The organism is Vibrio sp. TMPB1044, from assembly GCF_030442075.1.
Taxonomy (GTDB): domain Bacteria; phylum Pseudomonadota; class Gammaproteobacteria; order Enterobacterales; family Vibrionaceae; genus Vibrio; species Vibrio satsumensis.
Genome location: NZ_JAUJED010000023.1, coordinates 1 through 21,325, shown reverse-complemented (window position 1 = coordinate 21,325; position 21,325 = coordinate 1). Strand labels below are relative to the sequence as shown.

General features: G+C 43.9%; 20 protein-coding genes and 1 tRNA gene. 3 read left to right on the top strand and 18 right to left on the bottom strand.

Features of this window, described 5'->3' with window-relative positions:
* Positions 1–83 precede the first annotated feature (83 nt).
* The 3 genes from QQ041_RS16100 to QQ041_RS16090 form a co-directional block, all read right to left on the bottom strand.
* Complete coding sequence (locus tag QQ041_RS16100) at positions 84–920, bottom strand: DUF4198 domain-containing protein (protein WP_285954466.1); 837 nt, start codon at positions 918–920, stop codon at positions 84–86.
* Between the two features lie 101 nt (positions 921–1,021).
* Positions 1,022–1,540 carry a DUF2271 domain-containing protein gene (locus QQ041_RS16095; RefSeq protein WP_285954465.1) on the bottom strand — a complete coding sequence of 173 codons (519 nt, stop codon included), beginning with the start codon at positions 1,538–1,540 and terminating at the stop codon, positions 1,022–1,024.
* 84 nt (positions 1,541–1,624) lie between these two features.
* A complete protein-coding gene (locus tag QQ041_RS16090; protein ID WP_285954464.1) occupies positions 1,625–2,254 on the bottom strand; it encodes a PepSY-associated TM helix domain-containing protein in 630 nt (209 codons plus the stop codon).
* A 342-nt stretch (positions 2,255–2,596) separates the two neighbouring features.
* Between QQ041_RS16090 and QQ041_RS16085 the strand changes: the two genes are divergently transcribed.
* Positions 2,597–2,917 carry a hypothetical protein gene (locus tag QQ041_RS16085; protein ID WP_285954463.1) on the top strand — a complete coding sequence of 107 codons (321 nt, stop codon included), beginning with the start codon at positions 2,597–2,599 and terminating at the stop codon, positions 2,915–2,917.
* Positions 2,918–3,061: 144 nt separating this feature from the next.
* On the opposite strand, the gene QQ041_RS16080 is transcribed toward QQ041_RS16085, so the two are convergent.
* The 7 genes from QQ041_RS16080 to QQ041_RS16050 all read right to left on the bottom strand — a co-directional run bounded on the left by QQ041_RS16080 (position 3,062) and on the right by QQ041_RS16050 (position 10,256).
* Positions 3,062–4,240, bottom strand: coding sequence for a lipopolysaccharide assembly protein LapB (locus QQ041_RS16080; RefSeq protein WP_285954462.1), 1,179 nt, complete (start codon positions 4,238–4,240; stop codon positions 3,062–3,064).
* Positions 4,237–4,857, bottom strand: coding sequence for an energy transducer TonB (locus tag QQ041_RS16075; RefSeq protein WP_048612627.1), 621 nt, complete (start codon positions 4,855–4,857; stop codon positions 4,237–4,239). The genes QQ041_RS16080 and QQ041_RS16075 overlap by 4 nt, the downstream gene beginning before the upstream one ends.
* Positions 4,858–4,876: 19 nt before the next feature.
* Positions 4,877–5,281 (bottom strand): biopolymer transporter ExbD, encoded by a 405-nt coding sequence (locus QQ041_RS16070; protein ID WP_004731145.1) that lies wholly within the window; start codon positions 5,279–5,281, stop codon positions 4,877–4,879.
* Positions 5,278–5,838, bottom strand: a complete 561-nt coding sequence (locus QQ041_RS16065; protein ID WP_146490411.1) for a MotA/TolQ/ExbB proton channel family protein — start codon at positions 5,836–5,838, stop codon at positions 5,278–5,280. Before QQ041_RS16065 ends, QQ041_RS16070 begins: the two co-directional genes overlap by 4 nt.
* Positions 5,838–7,214 (bottom strand): MotA/TolQ/ExbB proton channel family protein, encoded by a 1,377-nt coding sequence (locus QQ041_RS16060; protein WP_285954461.1) that lies wholly within the window; start codon positions 7,212–7,214, stop codon positions 5,838–5,840. Before QQ041_RS16060 ends, QQ041_RS16065 begins: the two co-directional genes overlap by 1 nt.
* Complete coding sequence (locus tag QQ041_RS16055; protein ID WP_146490409.1) at positions 7,214–7,981, bottom strand: DUF3450 domain-containing protein; 768 nt, start codon at positions 7,979–7,981, stop codon at positions 7,214–7,216. Before QQ041_RS16055 ends, QQ041_RS16060 begins: the two co-directional genes overlap by 1 nt.
* 178 nt (positions 7,982–8,159) lie before the next feature.
* Positions 8,160–10,256 carry a TonB-dependent siderophore receptor gene (locus QQ041_RS16050; protein ID WP_285954460.1) on the bottom strand — a complete coding sequence of 699 codons (2,097 nt, stop codon included), beginning with the start codon at positions 10,254–10,256 and terminating at the stop codon, positions 8,160–8,162.
* Positions 10,257–10,815: 559 nt separating this feature from the next.
* On the opposite strand from QQ041_RS16050, the gene QQ041_RS16045 reads away from it, so the two are divergent.
* Positions 10,816–12,120 carry a dicarboxylate/amino acid:cation symporter gene (locus QQ041_RS16045; protein ID WP_146490407.1) on the top strand — a complete coding sequence of 435 codons (1,305 nt, stop codon included), beginning with the start codon at positions 10,816–10,818 and terminating at the stop codon, positions 12,118–12,120.
* Between the two features lie 173 nt (positions 12,121–12,293).
* On the opposite strand, the gene QQ041_RS16040 is transcribed toward QQ041_RS16045, so the two are convergent.
* The 3 genes from QQ041_RS16040 to QQ041_RS16030 all read right to left on the bottom strand — a co-directional run bounded on the left by QQ041_RS16040 (position 12,294) and on the right by QQ041_RS16030 (position 14,895).
* Positions 12,294–13,679 carry a sensor histidine kinase gene (locus QQ041_RS16040; protein WP_285954459.1) on the bottom strand — a complete coding sequence of 462 codons (1,386 nt, stop codon included), beginning with the start codon at positions 13,677–13,679 and terminating at the stop codon, positions 12,294–12,296.
* Positions 13,676–14,341 carry a response regulator transcription factor gene (locus tag QQ041_RS16035; RefSeq protein ID WP_060981260.1) on the bottom strand — a complete coding sequence of 222 codons (666 nt, stop codon included), beginning with the start codon at positions 14,339–14,341 and terminating at the stop codon, positions 13,676–13,678. The genes QQ041_RS16040 and QQ041_RS16035 overlap by 4 nt, the downstream gene beginning before the upstream one ends.
* Positions 14,342–14,421: 80 nt before the next feature.
* On the bottom strand, positions 14,422–14,895 hold the full coding sequence (locus QQ041_RS16030) for an NYN domain-containing protein (RefSeq protein WP_004731130.1): 474 nt from the start codon (positions 14,893–14,895) through the stop codon (positions 14,422–14,424).
* A 220-nt stretch (positions 14,896–15,115) separates the two neighbouring features.
* Between QQ041_RS16030 and QQ041_RS16025 the strand changes: the two genes are divergently transcribed.
* Positions 15,116–15,667: a DUF4174 domain-containing protein gene (locus QQ041_RS16025; protein ID WP_285954458.1), complete on the top strand. Its 552-nt coding sequence runs from the start codon at positions 15,116–15,118 to the stop codon at positions 15,665–15,667.
* A 29-nt stretch (positions 15,668–15,696) separates the two neighbouring features.
* On the opposite strand, the gene cobA is transcribed toward QQ041_RS16025, so the two are convergent.
* From cobA to QQ041_RS16000, 5 genes are all read right to left on the bottom strand, one after another.
* Positions 15,697–16,467 (bottom strand): uroporphyrinogen-III C-methyltransferase, encoded by a 771-nt coding sequence (cobA, locus tag QQ041_RS16020; protein WP_285954457.1) that lies wholly within the window; start codon positions 16,465–16,467, stop codon positions 15,697–15,699.
* A 328-nt stretch (positions 16,468–16,795) separates the two neighbouring features.
* Positions 16,796–17,611 carry a formate/nitrite transporter family protein gene (locus QQ041_RS16015; protein WP_061016882.1) on the bottom strand — a complete coding sequence of 272 codons (816 nt, stop codon included), beginning with the start codon at positions 17,609–17,611 and terminating at the stop codon, positions 16,796–16,798.
* A gap of 122 nt (positions 17,612–17,733) precedes the next feature.
* Positions 17,734–18,057 (bottom strand): nitrite reductase small subunit NirD, encoded by a 324-nt coding sequence (gene nirD / locus QQ041_RS16010; RefSeq protein WP_017066844.1) that lies wholly within the window; start codon positions 18,055–18,057, stop codon positions 17,734–17,736.
* Between the two features lie 15 nt (positions 18,058–18,072).
* Entirely contained in the window at positions 18,073–20,631 is a 2,559-nt protein-coding gene (gene nirB, locus QQ041_RS16005) for a nitrite reductase large subunit NirB (protein ID WP_285954456.1), read from the bottom strand.
* Positions 20,632–21,249: 618 nt separating this feature from the next.
* Positions 21,250–21,323: transfer RNA gene (locus QQ041_RS16000), tRNA-Cys, on the bottom strand.
* Between the last annotated feature and the right edge of the window lie 2 nt (positions 21,324–21,325).

Genomic DNA, 21,325 nt, shown 5'->3' with positions numbered 1-21,325 from the left:
TAATAAACTGAGCGATAAAGGGCTCAAATGAGCCCTTAAGTTTTTGGTTGCTTAATCAGGAACCTAGCCCCCGATAGCACAGATTATTGAAGCAGTGTTTCGAACGTTAGGTGAACGTTCGCGCTTGCTTTGTCTGCCAGTGGGTTGTCAATCAACTCACCTTTGTAGTTCGCTTTCATTACGTAACGACCCGCTACGTCTGGAGTAAAGGTGATCTCGCCGTTCTCATCGCTCACCACGTCAATCTGCTCTTGGTGGTTGCGGTAAAGCGTACCTTCACGAGTGATTTCCGCCTTCACGCCTTTCTGAACATCACCGTTGTAGAAGAACTGGAACGTTACGGGTTCGCCTTCAACGATGTCTGATGGGTGTGTCACAGGCTTCATTTCAAGAAGCTTGCCTTCAATTTTAAAGACTGAATCTGTTGGCTTACCTACCGTGATGTAGCTTTCTGCGCGCGTGAAGCTGATTTGTGTTACCACGTCACGTGATTTTTCAGGAAGCACAGAGCCACGCTCCGCTTTGTTTGCCTTCATCCATTTCACCGTGTCACGGCGGCCTGCTTTGTATTGTGTGTAGTAAGACGGTTCATTGTTGATCGCAACTTTGTGCGTACCTTCTTCTTCAAAATAGAAGTCGAAGATAGAACGGCGCTTACCACGAATAACAAAGTTAGGACGCTCGCTGCGACCATCTGGCATGATGACATGAGCATTTTCGCTACCAGCAGGCTTATCAAACACAAACGTACCGTGAGACGCAGTTACGTCGAACGTTAGCCAATCACCACCTTCTTTAGATACAGTGAAGTGAGATGGCAGGATCCAACGCGGGTGAGCTTGCGCTGTTGTCGTTGCTGCTAAACCAAATGCCATAACACCCGCTAGTGCAAGTGCCTTAATTTTTATCTGTTTCATCATGTTCAATTCCATTATTTATAATTGTTAGCCGTGTCGCTCTATCTGAGCCTACGATGACGACTGTCTATTCTGTTCAGTTTGCTTTTGCGATTTCGCACTTACTATCTAGCGATATAGTTCAGAGTGATTTCACCCGTCTCTTCCGTTGCCTTTAGCTCATATGAAGCATTTGTATCCGTTAGTGATACTTTTTGACGAAGGTAATTACGGCCACCGTGTTCGCGAACAACTTCGATATGAACCGTGTACTCGCCTTGTTCTAGCGTTTCACCGCTGTCGCTCTTGCCATCCCAAACGAAACGGTACTGACCAGCAGGGCGTGTTGCAGACGTCACAGCGTCAACCAGTTCACGATCGTAACGGCCAACCTTTCTCCACCAGCTACGCAAATCCTTAAGCCATTCGTCTTTACCGACCCAAAGCTCGATGGTTTTCACTGACTTTCGTTCGCTGTTCTCTACCCATACCGCCACATAAGGACGCGCGTACATAGAGGTATCGATCTTTGGTAGCTTAAAGTTCACATCAAGTTTTGCCGTATCAGGGATCGCTTGTGCCATAACTAGGCTTGGCAAAAGAGATAAAGCAAAAAGCGCCTTGCTCCAGTTCATTTTTTTCATGTTTAACAACCTTTTAAATCCGTTTAACCATTAATTATTTCTTCAAGTCGATTCATCAAACTGATTCGTCAAGTCAAATAATGGTTAAGGCACGGCGACAAAATAGATAACAAGTGAGATTGCAGACCCAAACACCGTCCACTTGATGGAGGTATTGAGTGTCTTTTTCTTAGGTAGCAGTAAGCACACGCCAGTCAGCACAAAGAAGATCATCAGTAGCGCGGTGATATCGATAAACCATTTCCATACTTCTCCGCTGTTACGACCTTTGTGTAGATCGTTCAACAATGCGATAACGCCGTAATTAGTGGTTTCGACTTCTACAAATTCAGACGCAACGTCAACAAACACGGAAGCGTTGTAGCCTGGTCCTTTGAAGTCCATAGACACTTCACCGATCAGCAACTCACCGTCTTCAATCTCTGCGTAGATGTCCAAACCTGAAGGAACGCCGGAGAGGTTAGCTTCTTCAAACAGAAACGTTTCAAATGCTGTCTCGTCAGCTTTTAAACGGCCGTCTTGGATTGTAAATAAACTCGTAGGAAGCGTTAGCGTAGAGCGTTGAATATTGGGTTGGCTTGATTCAAATAACTCAGGTCGGTTCAGGGTGATACCTGTCACTGAGAAAAAAAGAACCACGAACAGAAGTGCCATAGAAATATAAACATGAAGTCGACGAGCCCATGACTGAACCGCCCTACTTTTTAACGACATACAAACCAATACCTATAAATTTTATGGCGACAATTTAGTTGATAATCATTCGTATTGGCATTCAATTTACATTGTTTACGTTTGCCGAGCGGCGTAAGGAAATTTACATAACATTACATCGGAAGTAATCGAACTGTATGCATATTCTTGCTAACGTGTACTAGAGGGATTTGATTCGTTCTATTAGAGGTAATCGATAACAGGGTCAAAGCTCAAAAAACCTCAATCTCAACATCCTTGACTGAGATGGGTTTAAGGTAACAGTTGTGGCTTTAAGGATAGAAAGTTGGGACTATTTGACCACTGGTTTGAGATAGCTAATTAAGCTTAAAAGGATTTGAAATGCGTATTATTGTTTTGGCTTTTGCTGCGCTAGCAACGGCGTGTACCAGTCAAGTAGCCAGCACGGAAGAACATATTCAACAATACATCGGTTCAGACATAACCGATGTACAAGAACGTTATCTCACCGAACGCTCACGCCCTATCAGTTTTTGGGCGTCTCGCAACTATGCTTGGATTGAGACGAAGAAGCCGTTAGACAATGGTTATACAGTACACGCATTCAAAAATCCTTATCGTGACTGCACCATTAATTGGGTCGCTGATACCAGTGGCGTAATTCAGAGTGCGACGTCCAGCGGCACGATGTGCGAGCCTTAATTGACGCACTGGAACGATAAAGATCAAACAGCTTTAATCGCCAAAAATTAAAAAGGGTGTCATTTGAACCATCAAATGACACCCTTTTCTCTTTGTTACTTTCTCTTTGTTACTTTCTCTTGTCTTCTGTTGTGCTATTAGCAGTTAAACGTTGCCGTTATCACTCACTGTTCTTAGCTGAGTCAGATATTTAATCCAACCTTTTGCTTCAGAAGAAGGCTCAATGTTGTTCGCACGTTTCGCTTGAGCAAGAGCATTATCAAGATTCTTTAGCTTGTACCATGAACGTACTTTCGCTAAAGCAACATCGGCTTGCTTGTTTTTGTCTTTCACTTTGTCTAAAACAACCAACGCTCGGTCGTAGTAACCTTGCTGAACCAATAACTGAGCTACATTCCAATGATACTGCGCGTCTTTTTTAGACGCTAACGTCCACACTTCAATGGCACTATCCCACTCTTTAGCTAACTGCCAGTAGGTCGCCTGCTCCGCCAGAAGTTGAACATCGCTGTTCGCATCATCTAACTTAGCGATCTCTTGTGCAGCGCGCTCTGGAATGCCTCGTTTAGCATAAAGCTGAGCCAGTAATCTGCGGTCTGAATTTTTCAACTCAACACCTTGTAGATCCGCCAACGCTAACGTGTTCAATGCATCGCGGTTACGTTCTAGTCTTAACTGAATGCCCACAAGTTGACGCCACCAGTTGTCTTTTTCTGGCTGAAGTTCAATCAGGCTTTCCAGTGTTGGAATAGATTGCTTCCACTGCTTTAACTGTAGTTGCGCACCCAGTTTTAGAGACAGAGGCGACAGTTCTGATTTTGCATTGAACTTATCACGATTACCAATCGCTACTAGTACTTTTGACCAGTTTTCGATTTGGTATTCCGCTTGTGCAATTCGCATCCAAAGCACTTCTTTCTTTTCTGCCTCTGGTGCTGTTTTTACTAACTCGTAGTAATGTGGAAGCGCGTTTTTGAACTGCTGATCGTTTAATAACAGATCCGCAAGCATACGCTTCGTTATCCAAGCTTGTTCATCCACCAGCAAATTAGTGTCTACGGCATAAGTAAGCTGCTTAATTGCCTTATCCGTTTTGCCATCTTGCCAGTAAAACACACCCAGCATACGAGCTACGTACGCTTTGTCGTAGCCCTTAGAAAGCTCTAAACCTGCAAGTACGTCAATGGCCTGTTTAACCTGTTCATCTTGAGCAAGCTTATGCGCCTTTTGAACACGAATAGCAGTATATTGGGTTAGCTCTTGTGCCTGTGTTGTAAGGGGCATTAACAACAAGCCCAATAATATCCATATCTGTTTCATCATTTTGCCAACTTAAACTCTAGTTTCACGGTTTGACCAACCTGAGCTATCGCTTTTCCATCGACGACTTTCGGTTGATATTTCCATTTTTTAAGTGCTCTCATCGCTTCACGTTCAAACATACGACGTGGGTTTGCGTCAGTGACTTGAATATCAATTGGGCGCCCCGTTTCATCGATGGTAAAAGACATAATCACATGGCCTTCAGCTCCACGCTTAAGCGCTTTCGCTGGGTAACGAGGTTCTACTCGATACAGAGGCATTGCCTGTTGGTTTGACCCAAAATCAGAAAATGTCGGAGCGTTAATTGCCAAGCCATCAATGGATGTATTCAAATCCAATGACGGCAGTGAAGACATCGAATTCAGAGGTGTAACTTCAGCTTGTGACTGAGATGTTTGCGCTTCCGGTGGCGGCTCTGGCATTTCTGGTTTTTCAGGGACTGCACGTTGCCTTCTTTGGACTTCTTGTTCTTGTTCCACCATCACCATGTTGAAACTTAACGTCTCACTGTTGTCTGGTGAACGTTGGTGGCCATTATCGACCATCCAAGCCATAAAAGAAAACAGAGCTAAGCCCAATGCGCCCGCTAGCGGTAAAGCAAGAAATAGGCGAATCATTTATGAAGATCCTCCAAGATCATCGCTTTTCAGCAGCAAGCGCAATGTTTTTAACACCCGCACCTTTCGCGGCGTCCATCACTTTAACAACCGTACCGTTGTAAGCGTGCTCATCCGCTTGAATAACCAAAGAAGCATCAGGTTGTTCTAGCAACAAGTGTTCTAACGTTGCTTGGACACGTTCAACATCAACAACACGTTTATCGATGAAGATGTCATTCGCAGAAGTAATCGCAACAAAAATGCCCGCATCCTTTTGGCTTACTACGTTAGACGCTTGTGGGCGATTGACTTCAACCCCTGATTCACGAACAAATGAACTGGTCACAATAAAGAAAATAAGCATGATAAATACAATATCAAGCATCGAAGTAAGGTCTATTTGAGCCTCTTCGTTTTTTGAATGACGTCGACCGAGTCTCATCGTTGACTCCTTAAAGATTTTTCTAATTTCAATTCTAAGCGGTTACACACTTTCGCCAAACGAGCGTGAACAAACATGCCCGCTAATGCAGCAACCATACCCGCCATGGTTGGCAGTGTTGCCAACGAGATACCTGAAGCCATCAATTTAGGGTCACTGCTACCTTGTGTCGCCATGACATCAAAAACAGAGATCATACCGGTAACGGTACCTAGCAAACCCAACATCGGACAAATAGCGACTAACAGCTTAATAAAGTTCAAGTTTTGGTTAAGTAAGATACTCGCTTGCCCTAACCAACCTTCACGAATGGCCTTAGCATGCCAAGAAGAGTGATCTTCTCTTTCATGCCACTTAGTAATCCAAGCTTGGCGCTGCTTTGGAAAGTAGAACGCAAGATAAAGCATACGTTCTACTACAAGCACCCAGTAAACTAGGACAACAGCTGCTAGCCACCACAGGACGAAACCGCCCTGCTCCATAAAGCTTGATAAAGACAGCAGCCAGTCACTCGTTAACCAACTCGCTGGTAATAGAGAACCCGACAGAATATCCATTACGCAGCAGTCCCAACTGGTGAAACGACAACTTTTGATTCATCCGTCTTTTCTGCCTGCTCAGCAACGAGGCCAATACCTTGTTTCTCAAGAATATTGCGAATGTTTTCAGCCTGAGTGCTAAGAATGTTATGCGCTAATAGAAGGGGCATTGCAGCAACAAGACCAAGTACGGTTGTTACAAGTGCCATCGAAATACCACCCGCCATCACTTTAGGGTCGCCATTACCAAACTGTGTGATCACTTGAAATGTTTCGATCATACCCGTTACTGTACCTAGAAGGCCCAACATTGGTGCTAGTGCTGCCAATAGTTTAAGCATTGATAGGCCTTTCTCTAAATGAGTCTGCTCATCAACAACCGCTTCTAAAAGTCGCAACTCTAACGCTTCTACCGTTTGGTTTTGCTCTTTGTTGTAAACTGCAAGAACGCGACCAAGAGGATTGTCGCCCGCTTGTTCAGGGTTCTTCAGTTGTGCGCGAATTTTCTGACGAGCGATAGCTAAAGAAATACCACGAACCAATGCGATGATTAAGCCAATTGCAAGCAAGCCAAGAATCACTTTACCAACAACACCACCCGCTTGAAGGCGATCTGTGAGGCTTGGTGTTAGCGCTAGTTGCTCTAGCATGAACCCACGAGAAGGATCGACAACCACGTTAGACACGTCGCCATTAGCTAATGTAGATAGCGATGCTAAAGTTGGACCATTCGATGGTTGTTTCAGATACGCAATCGCATCTTCACGCTGAGTGTTCCAGCTAACATAGCCTTGGTCTGTTACTAAACCGATTGAACCTAAGCGATAAGCGTCGACAGTTTGTGTATTGCCTTCACCATTGATGAATGCAATTTGAGATTTGCTAAGCTCAGAGCTCGCTTGGATCTGTTCAACCATACTCATCCACAAACCGGTCAGCTGTGGCATTGAAGGCAGTGATTTAGCATCAATGATTTGATCAACAGTTGCAGTGTGTTCAGCGCGATCAACACTGTTCACGGTTGAGCTAAGTTCTGCGCCGAGTTCTTTTGCGTTTTGACGAACGACACCGAACAGCTCGCCTAAGCTACCGGTTTCTAAACGCAGCTTCTCTTCTAAGCGAGCAAGCTTGTTTTCGTTATCACTGAAGGTTTGAGTCAGAACATCTGTCGCACCTTGGATAGAGGTACGTTTCGCTTCAAGCTGCGCTTTGATCGCTTTCAGTTCTTGTTCTGTCTTTTTGAAATCAGCTTCACGCACCACGTTGTGAGAAGCTTGAGTTCGGCTTTCTGATTTTGCTTTATTAACAAGCTGAGCTGTCGTGTCTGATGCAGAGAAAGCAGAAAATGAAAAGGACGTAATGCAAAGCAATGCTGCTAATGGTTTTAAGTTCATTACTTAACCTCCGCAACAGTTAAAGAAACAGGTAAAGTAATTAGGCTTGGCGCCGCTTGTTGGCTAGCAATATCGTACGCTTTATCTAGTTCAGACTTCATTGAAGAATCTAACTCTTGCCATTGACCTTTTGTTTGATCCCAAGACCAATATTGGCTGCCATTTAGGTTGCGAGCAACTAAAGAGATACGACCTAGGTGCAACACGTCAGCTTCAATCGTTCTGTCGCTGCTCAATACTACTCGACCTTGATAAGCACCTAGCTTGATTCCGTAGTCCATCTCAATTTGGTATGCCTCTAGAATACGGCGGTATTTCTCAGCATCACTCACATCAGCACGAGTCATCATTGCTTGCAGCTTTTCTACTCTTTCTAGACGCTGTTCTTTCTTGATTGGCACATCTTGCTCAACTAACTGTTGAAGGCCATCAATCATCTGGTACATCAAAGGCACAACACCTTGACGTGTGTATTTGATTTCGTCGATCTGCCCTTCAATGCTTTGAGCTTCTTGATTTTGGCTGTAAACCAAGGCGGCAAGGTGATCGTGATAGATTTCTAGGTTTTTGACTTCTTCTTGCAGGCGCTCAATCTCAGCTTGCAGCATTAAAGTTGCTTGTGAGCTTTTATCAATAACCTTTTGGCTCGAAGCCGACGCGTTATTGGTTTTATTTTGAATTGATTGAGCTTGTTCTAAGCTATTTGCCATAGAAGACGTTGCGGCCAAACTGATGGCAAGCGCTAGGCTAGTTTTTAAAAGATTCATAATTGTAGTCATTTACTATAAGAAGAAGGTCAAATGAGTTTTATTGATAAGCGGTCTCATTATCATTAAAACCCACTCACATAGCTAGGGATATTTTAAGAAATAGCAGAATCACGAAAGGGGAAAGTCGAAACCTTCCCCTCTATATTTAAGCTAACAATAGTACCCTACTAACAAATTAGTATTTTACCTGTAAAGTCGCCATGTAGTTGCGGCCTTCGCCGATTACTACGTCTTCTGCAAATTGGTGTTTTGAAGAAGTTGAACCACCACCCGCTAGGTATTCTTTGTCAAATACGTTCTCTACTGTTAGACGAGCAACGAAGTCTAGAGAGTCGTCGTACTTAAGCGTGTATGCTGCACCCATATCGACACGAGCATAGCCATCTTTCTTGAACGTGTTCGCACTATCACCGTAACGAGAACCCTCGTAGATAAGGCCTAGGTTAACATCAACTTCGTTTGTCGCTGCGTAAGTAGACCAAACGCTTGCTGCAAACTCAGGTACGTCAACTGGACGGTTACCTTCATACGTTTCATGGTTCGTGATTTCTGCATCTAAGTACATTGCTGAGCCAGACATAGAGAATTTTTCAGAGATAAAACCTTGCGCGGCTAACTCAGCACCACGGTGAACTTGTTCGCCACCTTGTGTCTTCGTCCAATCGCCTGATGAAGTGTCTTCTACATCCATTGAGATGTTTTCTTGGGTAATATCAAATACCGCACCAGAAACGAATAGACGTTCGTCCATCAGTTCCCACTTAGTACCGACTTCATAAGAAACACCCGTCGCGGCATCAAGAAGTTCACCATCGTTCGTGTAATTGCGGCTACCGCTAGAGACAACGCCTTGTGGTTCAAAGCTTTCAGAGTAAGAAGCGTAAATGCTACCGTTTGATGCTGGGTGGTAAATCACGCCAAGCTTAGGTGCTACGTTTTCTTCTGCAACGCCATCACTTACTTTACGGTCGAAACGAGCGCCCGCAAGAACTTGCCATTCGTCATTGATAGTAATCAGATCTTGAATGTAGAAACCCCAAGTATCGTAAGTGCTCATCTTACCTAGCGATGTTGGACCCACTGACGGTGCTGGTACCGTTGCATCTGGTGCGTATTCACCGCTGCTGAAGCGATCCATACCACGATAATAGCTGTAGCCTAACCAGTTAGCGCCGAATAATAGTTGGTGCTCTGTGCCAGCAAGATCAGCGGTTGTTGTTATATCGACATAAGCTGTTCTGAAACGCCATTTGTCGTGACGGTAGTTGCCGCCTTGAGTCACGGTGCCTGTACCGTCAGGATTCATGTTTGAAAAGCTTGGGTAGCTTTCCATATCGATACGTTCGAAATCTTGGTAGTTGAAACCTGTTTTTAAAGACCATGTGTCAGTCAGGTTAGCAGCAATATCAAAGCCTACGTTCTCAACATCGTTTTCAATCTGTGACCACTGCGCATCCCAGATGTGCTTGTCGCTACCCACGCGGTTGCCATCTAGTGTGTATAGTGCACCAGAATCTACGCTACCTTCGTCATTGGTCTTGTCGTAGTGAACAGAAACCATTACGTCTTCAGTTACATCGTAATCAACGAATACACCGCCAACAAAACGCTCAGTCTGTGGTTCGGTACCGTCACCGTATGTTCTCCAAGAGCCGTAGCTTTCTTTAGACACAATTGCGCGACCACGTAAAGTTTCCGCGTCGTTCAATGCGCCACTTACATCAACAGTCGTACGAGAGTGATCATTCGAGCCAATGTCTTGGCTTAAGCTTACTTGCGTGTCGTAAGTAGGTTTCTTACTGACCATGTTGATCAAACCACCAGGTGCAGAAATACCGTAAAGAAGACCAGAAGGTCCTTTAAGTACTTCAACACGTTCTAGAAGTTCGATTGGTTGACGGTAGTGTGACCAATGTTGCTGGCCATTTTTAAGGAAGCCCGAAGAGCTTTCTACCGAAAAACCACGTAATGAGAAACGCTCACGGTTACGGCTTGTACCACCCGCACTTACACTTGCGTCATTCTTAAGAACGTCACCTAACGTCGTTGCACGCTGTTCATCGATGATTTGCTCATCGATTACTGAAACTTGTCCCGGAGTCTCTAATTGAGTCGCCTCCATGCGCATTGCTGTTGTGTTCGTGTCGGCTTTGTAACCGTAGTCACGACCTTCAACAACCATATGCTCGTCTGTTTTTACTGTTTCTGCCAATACTGCTGGTGAAGCTAATACTGCACCGATCACTAAAGCCAATGGGCTCTTTGAAAACATGTCCTTTACTCCGCTTTTATTCTTTATCCGAACACCTTGTTATTTATTCGATGTGTTCGTTGAACCGTTTCCGGTACCACTGAATTATTTCGGGAGTGAATATAAGTGATAATTATTACCATTTGCATTAAATTTACATTCTTTGCATTCGTAAAGTTTTGTAAAGGCGTATTGATGACTTGTTTTTATGATATTAAGCAAAACCAATTCAATACAGATATTTAGAGAGCATTTACGCTAAAAAATGGTTGTCACTATCCAGTTTTTTTGAAACGGCGTTATTGGCCGGGTCAATTTAAGACGCGAAGATCAATAAGAAATTCATCTCTTCTTATTTACTACCTTTGAAATGACAACTTTATGTATAAAACCCTCGATAGATGTAAAATTATGGTGAATTATATTGTTCAATTTTGTTTAATTGACACAAATATCAGTGATTCTGATCACATCTATAATTTCAAACTCATTTTTTGTTTTTCGATTTTAACAACCGACTGCTAATCTCCTGCTCACTTTGAAAAGGTATCAAAGTTATAAATAATAAGGAGTGTTCTAAATGAATACCAAGAAACCTATGTCTTTGACCGGTCGAGTAATCCTCGGTATGGTCGTAGGTATATTAACGGGATTTGCCATTCAATCCCTTTTTGCAGACAGCGGATTTGTTAATAACTACATCGTTAACGGATTCTTTGAAGTAGGCGGGCAAATCTTTGTCGCCAGTTTAAAAATGCTTGTTGTGCCACTAGTCTTCGTTTCACTAGTGTGCGGTACAAGTTCTCTTAAAGACTTATCAACTCTTGGCCGTATGGGTGGCAAAACGCTTGCACTTTATATCGGTACTACAGCCGTTGCTATCACTCTAGCACTCACTATCGGTAACCTGTTCCAACCTGGAGCTGGTGCGGATCTTACTGCTGCGAGCTCTTTCAAATCAGCAGATGCCCCTTCTTTGGGCCAAGTAATCATCGACATGTTCCCAACCAACCCTATTCAGGCGATGGCTGAGGGCAAAACGTTACAAGTTATCGTATTTGCAGTGTTGTTTGGTATAGCAATCAGTGCAGCGGGCAAACCCGGTGAACGTATCGCTGCCGTTTTCTCTGATCTTAACGAAGTGATCATGAAGCTAGTTGCGCTACTAATGAACCTTGCTCCTTACGGCGTATTCTTCTTAATGGCGAAACTGTTTTCTGGCCTTGGCTTGGGTGCGATTTGGAACCTAGCAGAATACTTCTTAGTACTTGCAGGTACCCTACTGTTACACGGTTTGGTTACTTACAGCGCAATGCTTAAAGGATTCACAGGTCTTAGTCCGATTACATTCCTACGTAAGATGGAAGATGCCATCATGTTTGCATTCTCAACAGCATCTTCAAACGCAACGATTCCAGTAACCATGGAAACGGCTAAGAACCGTATGGGCGTAGACAACAAAGTAGCGTCTTTCACAGTACCACTAGGTGCGACTGTGAACATGGATGGTACTGCTATCATGCAAGGTGTTGCGACTGCGTTTATCGCACAAGCTTACAACATCGACCTGACTATGGGCGATTACCTGATGGTTATCCTAACGGCGACACTGGCGTCTGTAGGTACCGCAGGTGTTCCTGGTGTTGGTCTTGTTATGCTAGCGATGGTATTGAACCAAGTTGGTTTACCGCTTGAAGGTATCGCTCTAATCATGGGTGTTGACCGCCTTCTTGATATGATTCGTACCGCTGTAAACATCACAGGTGATAGTGCCGTATCTATCATCGTGGCGAAGTCTGAAGGTGCTCTTGATGAGTCTCGCTTCAACGACCCAGCTGCTGGCGAGAAAGAAGAAGAAGTTAAGCTAGCACGCCAACAGGCATAATCTAGTTTCTCTGACGCTCTTGCCTTCGAGCTAAGGTGTAATTAATGGCTACACCTTAACTCACAAAAAGCGCATAAACAGAAACGCCACTGCAGATGCAGTGGCGTTTTTTATTGGGTATCGTTTTTTGAATTCGTATTCGGTATTAACTATCTCTAGAAAAAGTACTTAAATTAATCGTCGATTGGGAACATAAGATTGACCCTGAGTCCCCCACCTTCTCTATTCTCAGCAGTAACGTGCCCATTCATCACACCCATTGCTTCTTTAACAATCGCAAGCCCAAGACCATAACCACCAGACTGTTTATCACGCGCTGACTCAATTCGTGTAAAGGGATCGAAAATCCCTGCTATTTTGTTATCAGGAATACCATCTCCGTCATCTTCTACAGATATGACGCTGTAACGTTTGTCTATGACCTGTTCATATGTAGTGACGACAACATGCGCACTATCACCAGCGTATTTAATGGCGTTACCCACCAAATTGCCGATAACCCTTAGCAACAGTCGCTCATCAATATTTACCATTGAAGTCGGAGTATCTAAATCTCCGATTAAAGTTTGATTGGTTTTTAAATCACTTTGCATTTGGGCAATCAGCATCGAACAGTAGTGCTCAAGATGCATTAGCGTTAACTTAGAGTCGTAGCGAGACGTTTCTAGTCGGCTGAACTCAAGTATCTCACCCACCAGCTTATTCATCTCTTCTGTCTCATTTTCCATCCGTTCAAGCAATCCTAAGCTTTTCTCATCCACCTTATTGCGTAGTAAGTGTAATGCGAGGTTTTGCCTTGCTAATGGTGTTCTCAGCTCATGTGATACATCACGAATCAGTCGACGCTGCTTTTCTGCCAGAGACTTGATCTCAAATGTCATATGATCAAAATCATGCGCGAGTTCGTTGAACTCGCGCGTCGTGGAGTTTAACTCCGAAACCACACTGACAGTAAAGTCACCTTGAGCAAGTCTGCGGCTAGCCTCCCTCAATCTATCCAGCGGTTGTTGCAAGCTCTTCGCCATAATAATTGAGAACAGCGATAATACGACTAGAGCAATCAAAGCTTTGATCATATAGGAGTATGGAGCAAAGGATTTAGCCGGATGGAACTGGTGCGGTAGTTGAATTACGAGCGTGTTGCCATTATTCAGAGGCAGGCCGAATATAGGCTTACTAACACGATCACTCAGTTGATGATCTAAGGTGCGCAAGTACTTCAATTTGAATTCAAAATGCGGATGCATGTTACGGTGCGTGATCGGTCGATTATCTTCATCGATAACGAACAGATAATACTGTTGAGCATTACCCCAATCCGCGAGTTCATCCATGTCTCCATCTTCGATCAACACATTCGCTTGATAAGCAAGATCCAACATTTCAGCTTTAACGGACTCAGGGACTTTTAGCAGAGCTTTCATCAACGCTCTTTCAGCGACGCCTTGAAGAATCAAGATACTGACTAAGATAACCGTGAGATAGCTAAACAGTTGGAAAGTGAGCCCGTCTTTACGTTTAGCAATGAACTCCGGGCAGCGTACCAACTTAGCACTCATGCTCCGACAGACTCTAGGTAACTGTAGCCTTTACCACGCACGGTTTTTATATGCTGTTTCGACAAGCCAGCCTGAACCAATTTTCGGCGTATATTGCTAATATGCATATCTAAGTTACGGTCGAAAGGACATAACTCTTTCTTCAGGACATGTATCTGCAGATCAGACTTGGATACAACAATACCATCATTTTTGATCAGATAATCAAGTAGGTCCTTTTCAGTCCCCGTTAGAGGTAAACGGGAGAGTTGTTCACACAAGCCGTGATTAGATGAAGCAAAAGATTGCCTCTGACGCTCGAACCCAACTCGGCGCAAGATCACCTTAATTCGGGTTAAGAGTTCAGGAACATTAAAAGGTTTAGCGATGTACTGGTCGGCTCCAGCTTGATAGCCATCGAGCATTGAGGCATCGTCATTAAGAGCGGTTAGCATAAGAATGGGAGTAGCAAAACGCTGACAAATACGTCTTGCTACTTGAATACCGCTTAGATTTGGAAGCATTACATCGAGTAAAACCAAATCAACAGGGTGAGACTGAATAAACTCTAAAGCCGATTCACCACAATGAACGGTATCAACGTGATACCCCTCATTTTCCAATACTTCACCCAGTAACTCACACAACTGAATATCATCATCAACAACTAAAACGCGAGACATTGCACACACCGATAAATAAGAACTGTTTGCATTCTAATTATCGTTATTATTGATTTCAATTATAAAGTGACTGATTTCCTCTATAGAAGAAAATCTTTTTCGATCGGTACAAATTTTGACGCAGAATCGATAAGATTTTGAGCGGTTAATCCCGGGACACCATACACTTCAACAGGCTTACCAAAACGCTCTTTGATTCGCTCTACAAGAATTTCAAAATCACCATCTCCTGATACTAAAACAATCGTATCAACCGTCTCTGCAAGCTCTATCGCGTCTAACGCAATACCCACATCCCAGTCACCTTTTGCACTACCATCTCGACGCTGAATAAACGGCTTTAACTTCACATTAAACCCCACACCACGAAGGATATGATGAAATTGACGCTGCTTTGGGTCTTGGCTTGAGATTGCGTAAGCATTAGCTGCAACAACATTACGCCCTTCCGTGGCAACATACCAAAACTGGTTATAGTCAAAGTTAGAACGGTATTTATCCCGTGTTGTGTAGTAAACGTTCTGAACGTCGACCAAAATTGCTATGTTTTCCATAAATTCATACCTTTAGATTTTCCGTATACCCTATTCTATTCACTTCTAAAATGCGAGTCGCTTTAGACAATAAAAATGAACCTATCCGCTCTCTTTAGCGTAAATCTAACTATGCTTATTGTATGCCTATTGGCTTTACTCGTTGCTCAATAGGACTGAACTTCAGCCGAGTCACATTCAAATAACGATCAGGCTTAAAGTTATTAAAGGGAGGCTGGTTATGCTACACCGACAAACACGCGAAATGTGCTTAAGCATCAAGTCAACCCAATCAGTGCTGCCTGTGGATCAACCATTCGGACCTGGCGTTGGTACTGGTTTGCTTAAACTAATGACTATCAGCATGATCTTAATCATGTGTATGACGATTAACTCGGCCCTCGCCTACCCAGCGTACTCTCACTCCAAAGCACTACCGCACCGAAGTGTTATTTATTTCGCACCAACCGAAGATTCGATCGTTAAAGAGTTTCTCAATGAGGTTTTAATCAATAACTGTCAGTTAGAAGAAAGAGATGTTGTCATTATGGTCATTGCGGAGAGCGGCTACACTGTCCCAAATTGGTTAGTGGAAGAGTTTAACCTGGAGGCGGTAACAAACAGCTATGACATACCGAAAGGATCGCACACCGCGGTATTGATCGGTAAAGACGGAAAAGAGAAGCACAGATGGAATGGTAAGACAGATTGGAACTTAATCACCAACATAATTGACGAAATGCCCATGCGCCAGCAAGAAATGCAGCGACCAGGCAGTCGCTGCAGTATTTAACTCACTCGAAATTGGTAAAAGGTAAGGGGTTACTTATTGAACCACGCCAGTTTCTCATGAAGCTGAGCCACGCTGCCAACAACGATCAAAGCCGGGCTTTTCGCGACACTCGCAAGGTTAGCTAAGTCACTCAATCCACCTCGATACACCTTCTGTTCTTGGCGAGTACCGTTTTCGATAATCGCTACAGGCATGTCTGATCGCATACCATTATCAAGTAAGTTTTTCTGAATATTCGGGCTCTCTTTTAACCCCATGTAAAACACTATCGTGTGGTTGTGCTGCGCAAGAGAGCGCCAATCGATATCTTCGCCATCTTTCTTTAAGTGACCAGTAATGAACTGGACGCTTTGTGCGTGGTCACGGTGCGTTAGAGGGACACCGGCATAAGCAGTTGCCCCAGCTGCTGCAGTAATGCCTGGGATGACTTCAAATCTAACGTCATTCTCAGCTAGCGTTTCACACTCTTCACCACCGCGACCAAAGATAAACGAGTCACCACCTTTTAGGCGTACTACATGCTTATTCTCTTGCGCTTTGGTGACCAATAATTGGTTGATCTGATCTTGCGGTACGCAGTGATGATCAAGCTTTTTACCCACATACAGCATTTCTGCTTCTGGGTTAGCCATCGCCAAGATATCTTTTGATACCAAGCGGTCATAAACCAAAACGTCTGCTTGTTGAATCACTCGTGCCGCTTTTAACGTAAGTAAGTCTGGGTCGCCCGGACCTGCACCTACTAATGAAACAAATCCTGTGTTTCCTGTTTTAACATTCGATGGCGATACTTCTGACATGCTTTGCTCCGAAAGTTAGCTTGTTATATTTCAAGCTTAATTCTGTATGACGATTCATCATTGTATGAATCACCAATATCCCTACTTCTTAGACTATCAGTTGTTGCCATAAAACTTCACGATTAATTCTAATCAAGATAGAAGTTTATATAACAAAACAATCTATTACGCTGGAACACGCTGACTTTTGCACCATTAACAAGCTCACAATGCTCATTGATAGTGCGCCCTTGATCAAGTAGAGACTGTTGAGATCAAAAAAGCCCCAAACCAACTGCTTGGGGCTTATCATTTTTCATCATTTGCTCATTAATCTAGAGCAAAAGAATTACTTAGCGCCTAGAGAAGGAGCTGTTCTAGCGTGTGTTAGGAACAAAGGAACACATGTTAGGAACAAACCACCCACGATGTTACCTAGGATTGTTGGGATAAGGTTGAAGTTCAACCATGTCGCGATACCGAAATCAGCGCCAAGAATCATACCCAGTGGGAATAGGAACATGTTTACTACTGTGTGCTCAAATACTAGTGCGAAAAAGATGAAGATTGGGAACCACATCATTGCTACACGGCCAGCGACAGTACGTGCCGTCATGTTACCAATCACACCTAAACATACCATCAGGTTACAGAAAATACCGCGTACGAAACATGTAATCCATCCGTCCATACCCATGTTTTCAAAACCTAGGCTACGCCCTGTAGAAACTGCAATAAACTTTTGCGCAACAGCGTTTGGCTCTAGAGAAAAGTTACCCGTTAGTGAAACGGCAACTAGGAAAGCAACAATCAAAGAACCGATAAGGTTACCAAGACCAACAATACCCCAACAACGAAGGATACGGCCCCAAGTAATGCCTGGGCGGTTGTCAAATTTAGCTAAAGGCGCAAGACCAAATACACCCGTTACTAGGTCATAGCCCATTACACTTAGAATGACAAAACCAACCGGGAACACAAGAGCGCCAACAATACCGATACCTGTTTGCACGATAGTTGTGATAGCAACAACAACCGCAAGAGAAAGGATGATACCGGCCATAGTGCTTCGTATCAGAAGATCACGAGTACTCGTTTTAGTTTTAGCTTCACCTACATCGATCATAGTTTGAACGAATTCTGCCGGTTTAAAATCAGTAGACATAAGGTTGTCCTTAAAAGTTAAATTTAAAAGTTAAAATTGGATAGGAAAAGGCTCTAGTTGCCGAGTTAAGGCAATATCGAAAACTAGAACCCTTGAACTATCAAATCTTACTCATCCAAAGATTAAGCAGAGATTTCTACAGCACCTTTGGTAACACGAGCTTTGTACGCTTTCACGTTGAAGTTCTCGTCTTCCATGCACGCACCTGTTGTCAGGTTAAAGCGTTGCTTCTTAAGCGGGCTTGCCACCCAAAGCTCTTCTTTGTGCTCTACAATCAGACCACGTGATAACACGTTAGACTGGAAGTAAGGGTCGGTGTTGCTAATCGCGAATACTTCTTCAGCCTTAGTTGGGCGGAAGACTGCTACTTGCTCACCACCAACCAATGCACAAACACCTGTACCTGGGATAATATCTTCGATCTTACAAACTTTGGTAAATGCCATGATGTCGTCTCCCAATTAAACCAGTTCAACGTGAAGGATATCGCCCTTCGCTTCAGGGTGTTTCTCTGTGAATGTCGCTGGACGATGTTGTTCACGGCCATCTTCAACAAACACAACGTTTTCATCACGGTCATCAGCATTGATGAAGTGTGCAAAGCGTTTAAGTTGAGCTTCGTCGTTGATTGTATCTGTCCACTCACAAGCAAAGTTATCCACTAGGCCAGCAATGTCAGTTTCAAGTTGGTCATTGATGCCAAGCTTGTTGTCTACAATCACTTCACGTAGGTAATCAACACCACCTTCTAGGTTGTCCATCCATACCGAAGTACGTTGCAGTGGAGCAGCCGTGCGGATGTAGAACATCATGAAACGGTCGATGTATTTGATCAGCGTTTCTTGGTCTAAGTCGCTTGCAAGCAAGTCTGCGTGACGAGGTTTCATACCACCGTTACCACACACATACATGTTCCAGCCCGCGTCAGTCGCGATGATACCTAAATCTTTACCTTGAGCTTCAGCACACTCACGAGTACAACCAGACACACCAAACTTCATCTTATGAGGAGTACGGATGCCTTTGTAACGGTTCTCGATCATCACGCCTAGGCCAACTGAATCTTGAACGCCGTAACGACACCAAGTAGAACCAACACATGTCTTAGCCATACGAAGTGCTTTTGCGTAAGCTTGACCCGTTTCGTAACCCGCAGCGATTAACTTCTTCCAAATAGCTGGTAAGTCATCTTTCTGAGCACCGAACAGACCGATACGTTGTGCACCCGTGATCTTGGTGTACAGGTTGTATTCTGCAGCAACATCAGCAAGAACGCTTAGTGCTTGAGGTGTTACTTCACCACCCGCCATACGAGGGATTACAGAGTAAGTACCGTCTTTTTGCATGTTACCTAGGAAGTTATCGTTGGTATCGTGCAGTTTCACTAGTTCAGGCTTAAGGATGTGTTCACCCCAGCAAGAAGCAAGGATAGAACCCGCTAGTGGCTTACATACTTCACAGCCGTAGCCTTTACCGTATTTCTCTAGTAACTCATCGAACGTTTTGATTTCTTCGATGCGAATCAGGTGGAAAAGCTCTTGGCGAGAGTAAGCAAAGTGTTCACACACGTCGTTCTTCACTTCAACACCAGCTTTAGCAAGTTCAGCGTTTAGTACTGAAGTCACTAGTGGAATACAACCACCACAACCAGTACCTGCGCCTGTTACCGCTTTGATATCACCAATGGTGTGGTGACCTTCGGCAACCGCTTGAGCGATCTTGCCTTTCGTTACATCGAAACAAGAACAGATAACCGCAGATTCAGGAAGCGAGTCTGCGCCAAGTGTTGGCTTTTCAGCACCAGCGTGCGCAGGAAGAATCAGTGCATCTGGGTGTTCTGGTAGGTCGATTTCGTTCAGCATAAGCTGTAGAAGATCGCCGTAGTCAGATGTATCACCAACCATTACTGCACCAAGAAGCTTCTTGTTGTCTTCAGAAACGATGATACGCTTGTAAACTTCTTGCTCTTCGTTTTGGTAAACGTAGCTCTTACAGCCAGGAGTACGACCGTTCGCATCACCGATAGAGCCTACTTTCACGCCTAGAAGCTTAAGCTTCGCAGACATGTCAGCACCTTCAAATGTGCTTTCGTTACCAACAACGTGGTCAACCGCTACCGTCGCCATTTTGTAGCCAGGAGCCACTAGGCCGTAGAACGTTTGGTTCCAAGACGCACACTCACCGATAGCATAGATATCTTTATCAGTCGTTTGACAGTGATCGTTAATCTCGATACCACCGCGAGGTGCAATACCTAGGCCCATTTGACGAGCAAGTTTGTCTTGTGGGCGAATACCAGCAGAGAATACGATGAAATCAGTTTCTAGCTCAGTACCGTCTGCAAAACGCATTACGTTACGAGCTTCAGTGCCTTCAGGAGCAATCTCAAGCGTGTTCTTACTTGTATGTACGTTTACGCCCATACGTTCGATTTTTTGACGAAGTTGGTTACCACCCGCCTGATCAAGCTGCTCAGCCATTAACTTAGGAGCAAACTCAACAACGTGAGTTGTCACGCCAAGTGCTTTTAGTGCGCCTGCCGCTTCAAGACCAAGTAAACCACCACCAACAACCACACCAGACTTAGAGTTTTTAGCCGTAGCTTCAATCGCTTTCAAATCTTCGATTGTGCGGTAAACGAAACAATCTTTACCTTCGTTACCTTTGATTGGTGGTACGAATGGGAAAGAACCGGTAGCAAGAACAAGTTTGTCGTATTGAATTTCGCGACCAATGCTTGAGTAAACTGTTTTCTTTTCACGGTTAACGTTGATTGCACGTTCGCCGATCAGCATGTTGATGCCGTGTTTCTCGTAGAAGCCTTCTTTAACTAAAGAAAGTTCGTCTGCAGTGTGGTGTGAAAAGTAAGAAGAAAGGTGCACACGGTCATATGCTACTCGTGGTTCTTCACAGAACACGGTGATGTCCATGTTTGCAACATCTGTCTTCTCGACTAAATCTTCGATATAGCGATGGCCGACCATCCCGTTACCGATTACGACTAGCTTCATCTTGCTCATAAGAATTCCTGAAGGTTATATATTTCTTAACTGAGCGAATAATGAATTATGAAAGAAAATGAAAATATGATGTAAATCAATTACGAAAACAAACTACCCTAAAGGGGTAGAACAAAAGAGGTAGATCTGCTTAATTAGCAGGCTAAACAAACGAATAACCGCAGACTTAATGGGGTTTAGCGGGGTTTTATATACACTTTCTTGCACTAGAGAGGATGTTGTAAAGTTTCATAATAGATTAGCAACAACGTAAGTAAATGACAATCATTTTCATTTATAGTCATAATAACTGTAATAACTCATGAAAGCATTACAGGTTCATGAGCAACTATGTATAAATATGAAGAACTTAATGACCCAAAGGACAGGCGCCCTTTTCCATTCCCTACTAATTCCACTTACAAACAGCGCAATTAGTTTAAATATGCTGGTGGTTGTTTAGTAAATGATAGATTTCCGCAAGGAAAAGACCGACAAAGAAAATCATCAGACAAGGGCTTGTTCCTAGAGGCACTAATGAACAGAGGTCAAACATCGGTATTTGGAAGTAATGCTAGGAAATGGAATTTCAGATAGCAAAAAGGCCAGCATTTCTGCTGGCCTTTCAACTTTAAGTGATGGAGGCGCCTCCCGGAGTCGAACCGAGGTCCACGGATTTGCAATCCGCTGCATAGCCACTCTGCCAAGGCGCCTT

Excerpts from the sequence above, each read along its gene's own strand:
- QQ041_RS16100 (WP_285954466.1), bottom strand. The coding sequence starts at position 920 with ATGATGAAACAGATAAAAATTAAGGCACTTGCACTAGCGGGTGTTATG.
- QQ041_RS16095 (WP_285954465.1), bottom strand. The coding sequence starts at position 1,540 with ATGAAAAAAATGAACTGGAGCAAGGCGCTTTTTGCTTTATCTCTTTTG.
- QQ041_RS16090 (WP_285954464.1), bottom strand. The coding sequence starts at position 2,254 with ATGTCGTTAAAAAGTAGGGCGGTTCAGTCATGGGCTCGTCGACTTCAT.
- QQ041_RS16085 (WP_285954463.1), top strand. The coding sequence starts at position 2,597 with ATGCGTATTATTGTTTTGGCTTTTGCTGCGCTAGCAACGGCGTGTACC.
- QQ041_RS16080 (WP_285954462.1), bottom strand. The coding sequence starts at position 4,240 with ATGATGAAACAGATATGGATATTATTGGGCTTGTTGTTAATGCCCCTT.
- QQ041_RS16075 (WP_048612627.1), bottom strand. The coding sequence starts at position 4,857 with ATGATTCGCCTATTTCTTGCTTTACCGCTAGCGGGCGCATTGGGCTTA.
- QQ041_RS16070 (WP_004731145.1), bottom strand. The coding sequence starts at position 5,281 with ATGAGACTCGGTCGACGTCATTCAAAAAACGAAGAGGCTCAAATAGAC.
- QQ041_RS16065 (WP_146490411.1), bottom strand. The coding sequence starts at position 5,838 with ATGGATATTCTGTCGGGTTCTCTATTACCAGCGAGTTGGTTAACGAGT.
- QQ041_RS16060 (WP_285954461.1), bottom strand. The coding sequence starts at position 7,214 with ATGAACTTAAAACCATTAGCAGCATTGCTTTGCATTACGTCCTTTTCA.
- QQ041_RS16055 (WP_146490409.1), bottom strand. The coding sequence starts at position 7,981 with ATGAATCTTTTAAAAACTAGCCTAGCGCTTGCCATCAGTTTGGCCGCA.
- QQ041_RS16050 (WP_285954460.1), bottom strand. The coding sequence starts at position 10,256 with ATGTTTTCAAAGAGCCCATTGGCTTTAGTGATCGGTGCAGTATTAGCT.
- QQ041_RS16045 (WP_146490407.1), top strand. The coding sequence starts at position 10,816 with ATGAATACCAAGAAACCTATGTCTTTGACCGGTCGAGTAATCCTCGGT.
- QQ041_RS16040 (WP_285954459.1), bottom strand. The coding sequence starts at position 13,679 with ATGAGTGCTAAGTTGGTACGCTGCCCGGAGTTCATTGCTAAACGTAAA.
- QQ041_RS16035 (WP_060981260.1), bottom strand. The coding sequence starts at position 14,341 with ATGTCTCGCGTTTTAGTTGTTGATGATGATATTCAGTTGTGTGAGTTA.
- QQ041_RS16030 (WP_004731130.1), bottom strand. The coding sequence starts at position 14,895 with ATGGAAAACATAGCAATTTTGGTCGACGTTCAGAACGTTTACTACACA.
- QQ041_RS16025 (WP_285954458.1), top strand. The coding sequence starts at position 15,116 with ATGCTACACCGACAAACACGCGAAATGTGCTTAAGCATCAAGTCAACC.
- cobA (WP_285954457.1), bottom strand. The coding sequence starts at position 16,467 with ATGTCAGAAGTATCGCCATCGAATGTTAAAACAGGAAACACAGGATTT.
- QQ041_RS16015 (WP_061016882.1), bottom strand. The coding sequence starts at position 17,611 with ATGTCTACTGATTTTAAACCGGCAGAATTCGTTCAAACTATGATCGAT.
- nirD (WP_017066844.1), bottom strand. The coding sequence starts at position 18,057 with ATGGCATTTACCAAAGTTTGTAAGATCGAAGATATTATCCCAGGTACA.
- nirB (WP_285954456.1), bottom strand. The coding sequence starts at position 20,631 with ATGAGCAAGATGAAGCTAGTCGTAATCGGTAACGGGATGGTCGGCCAT.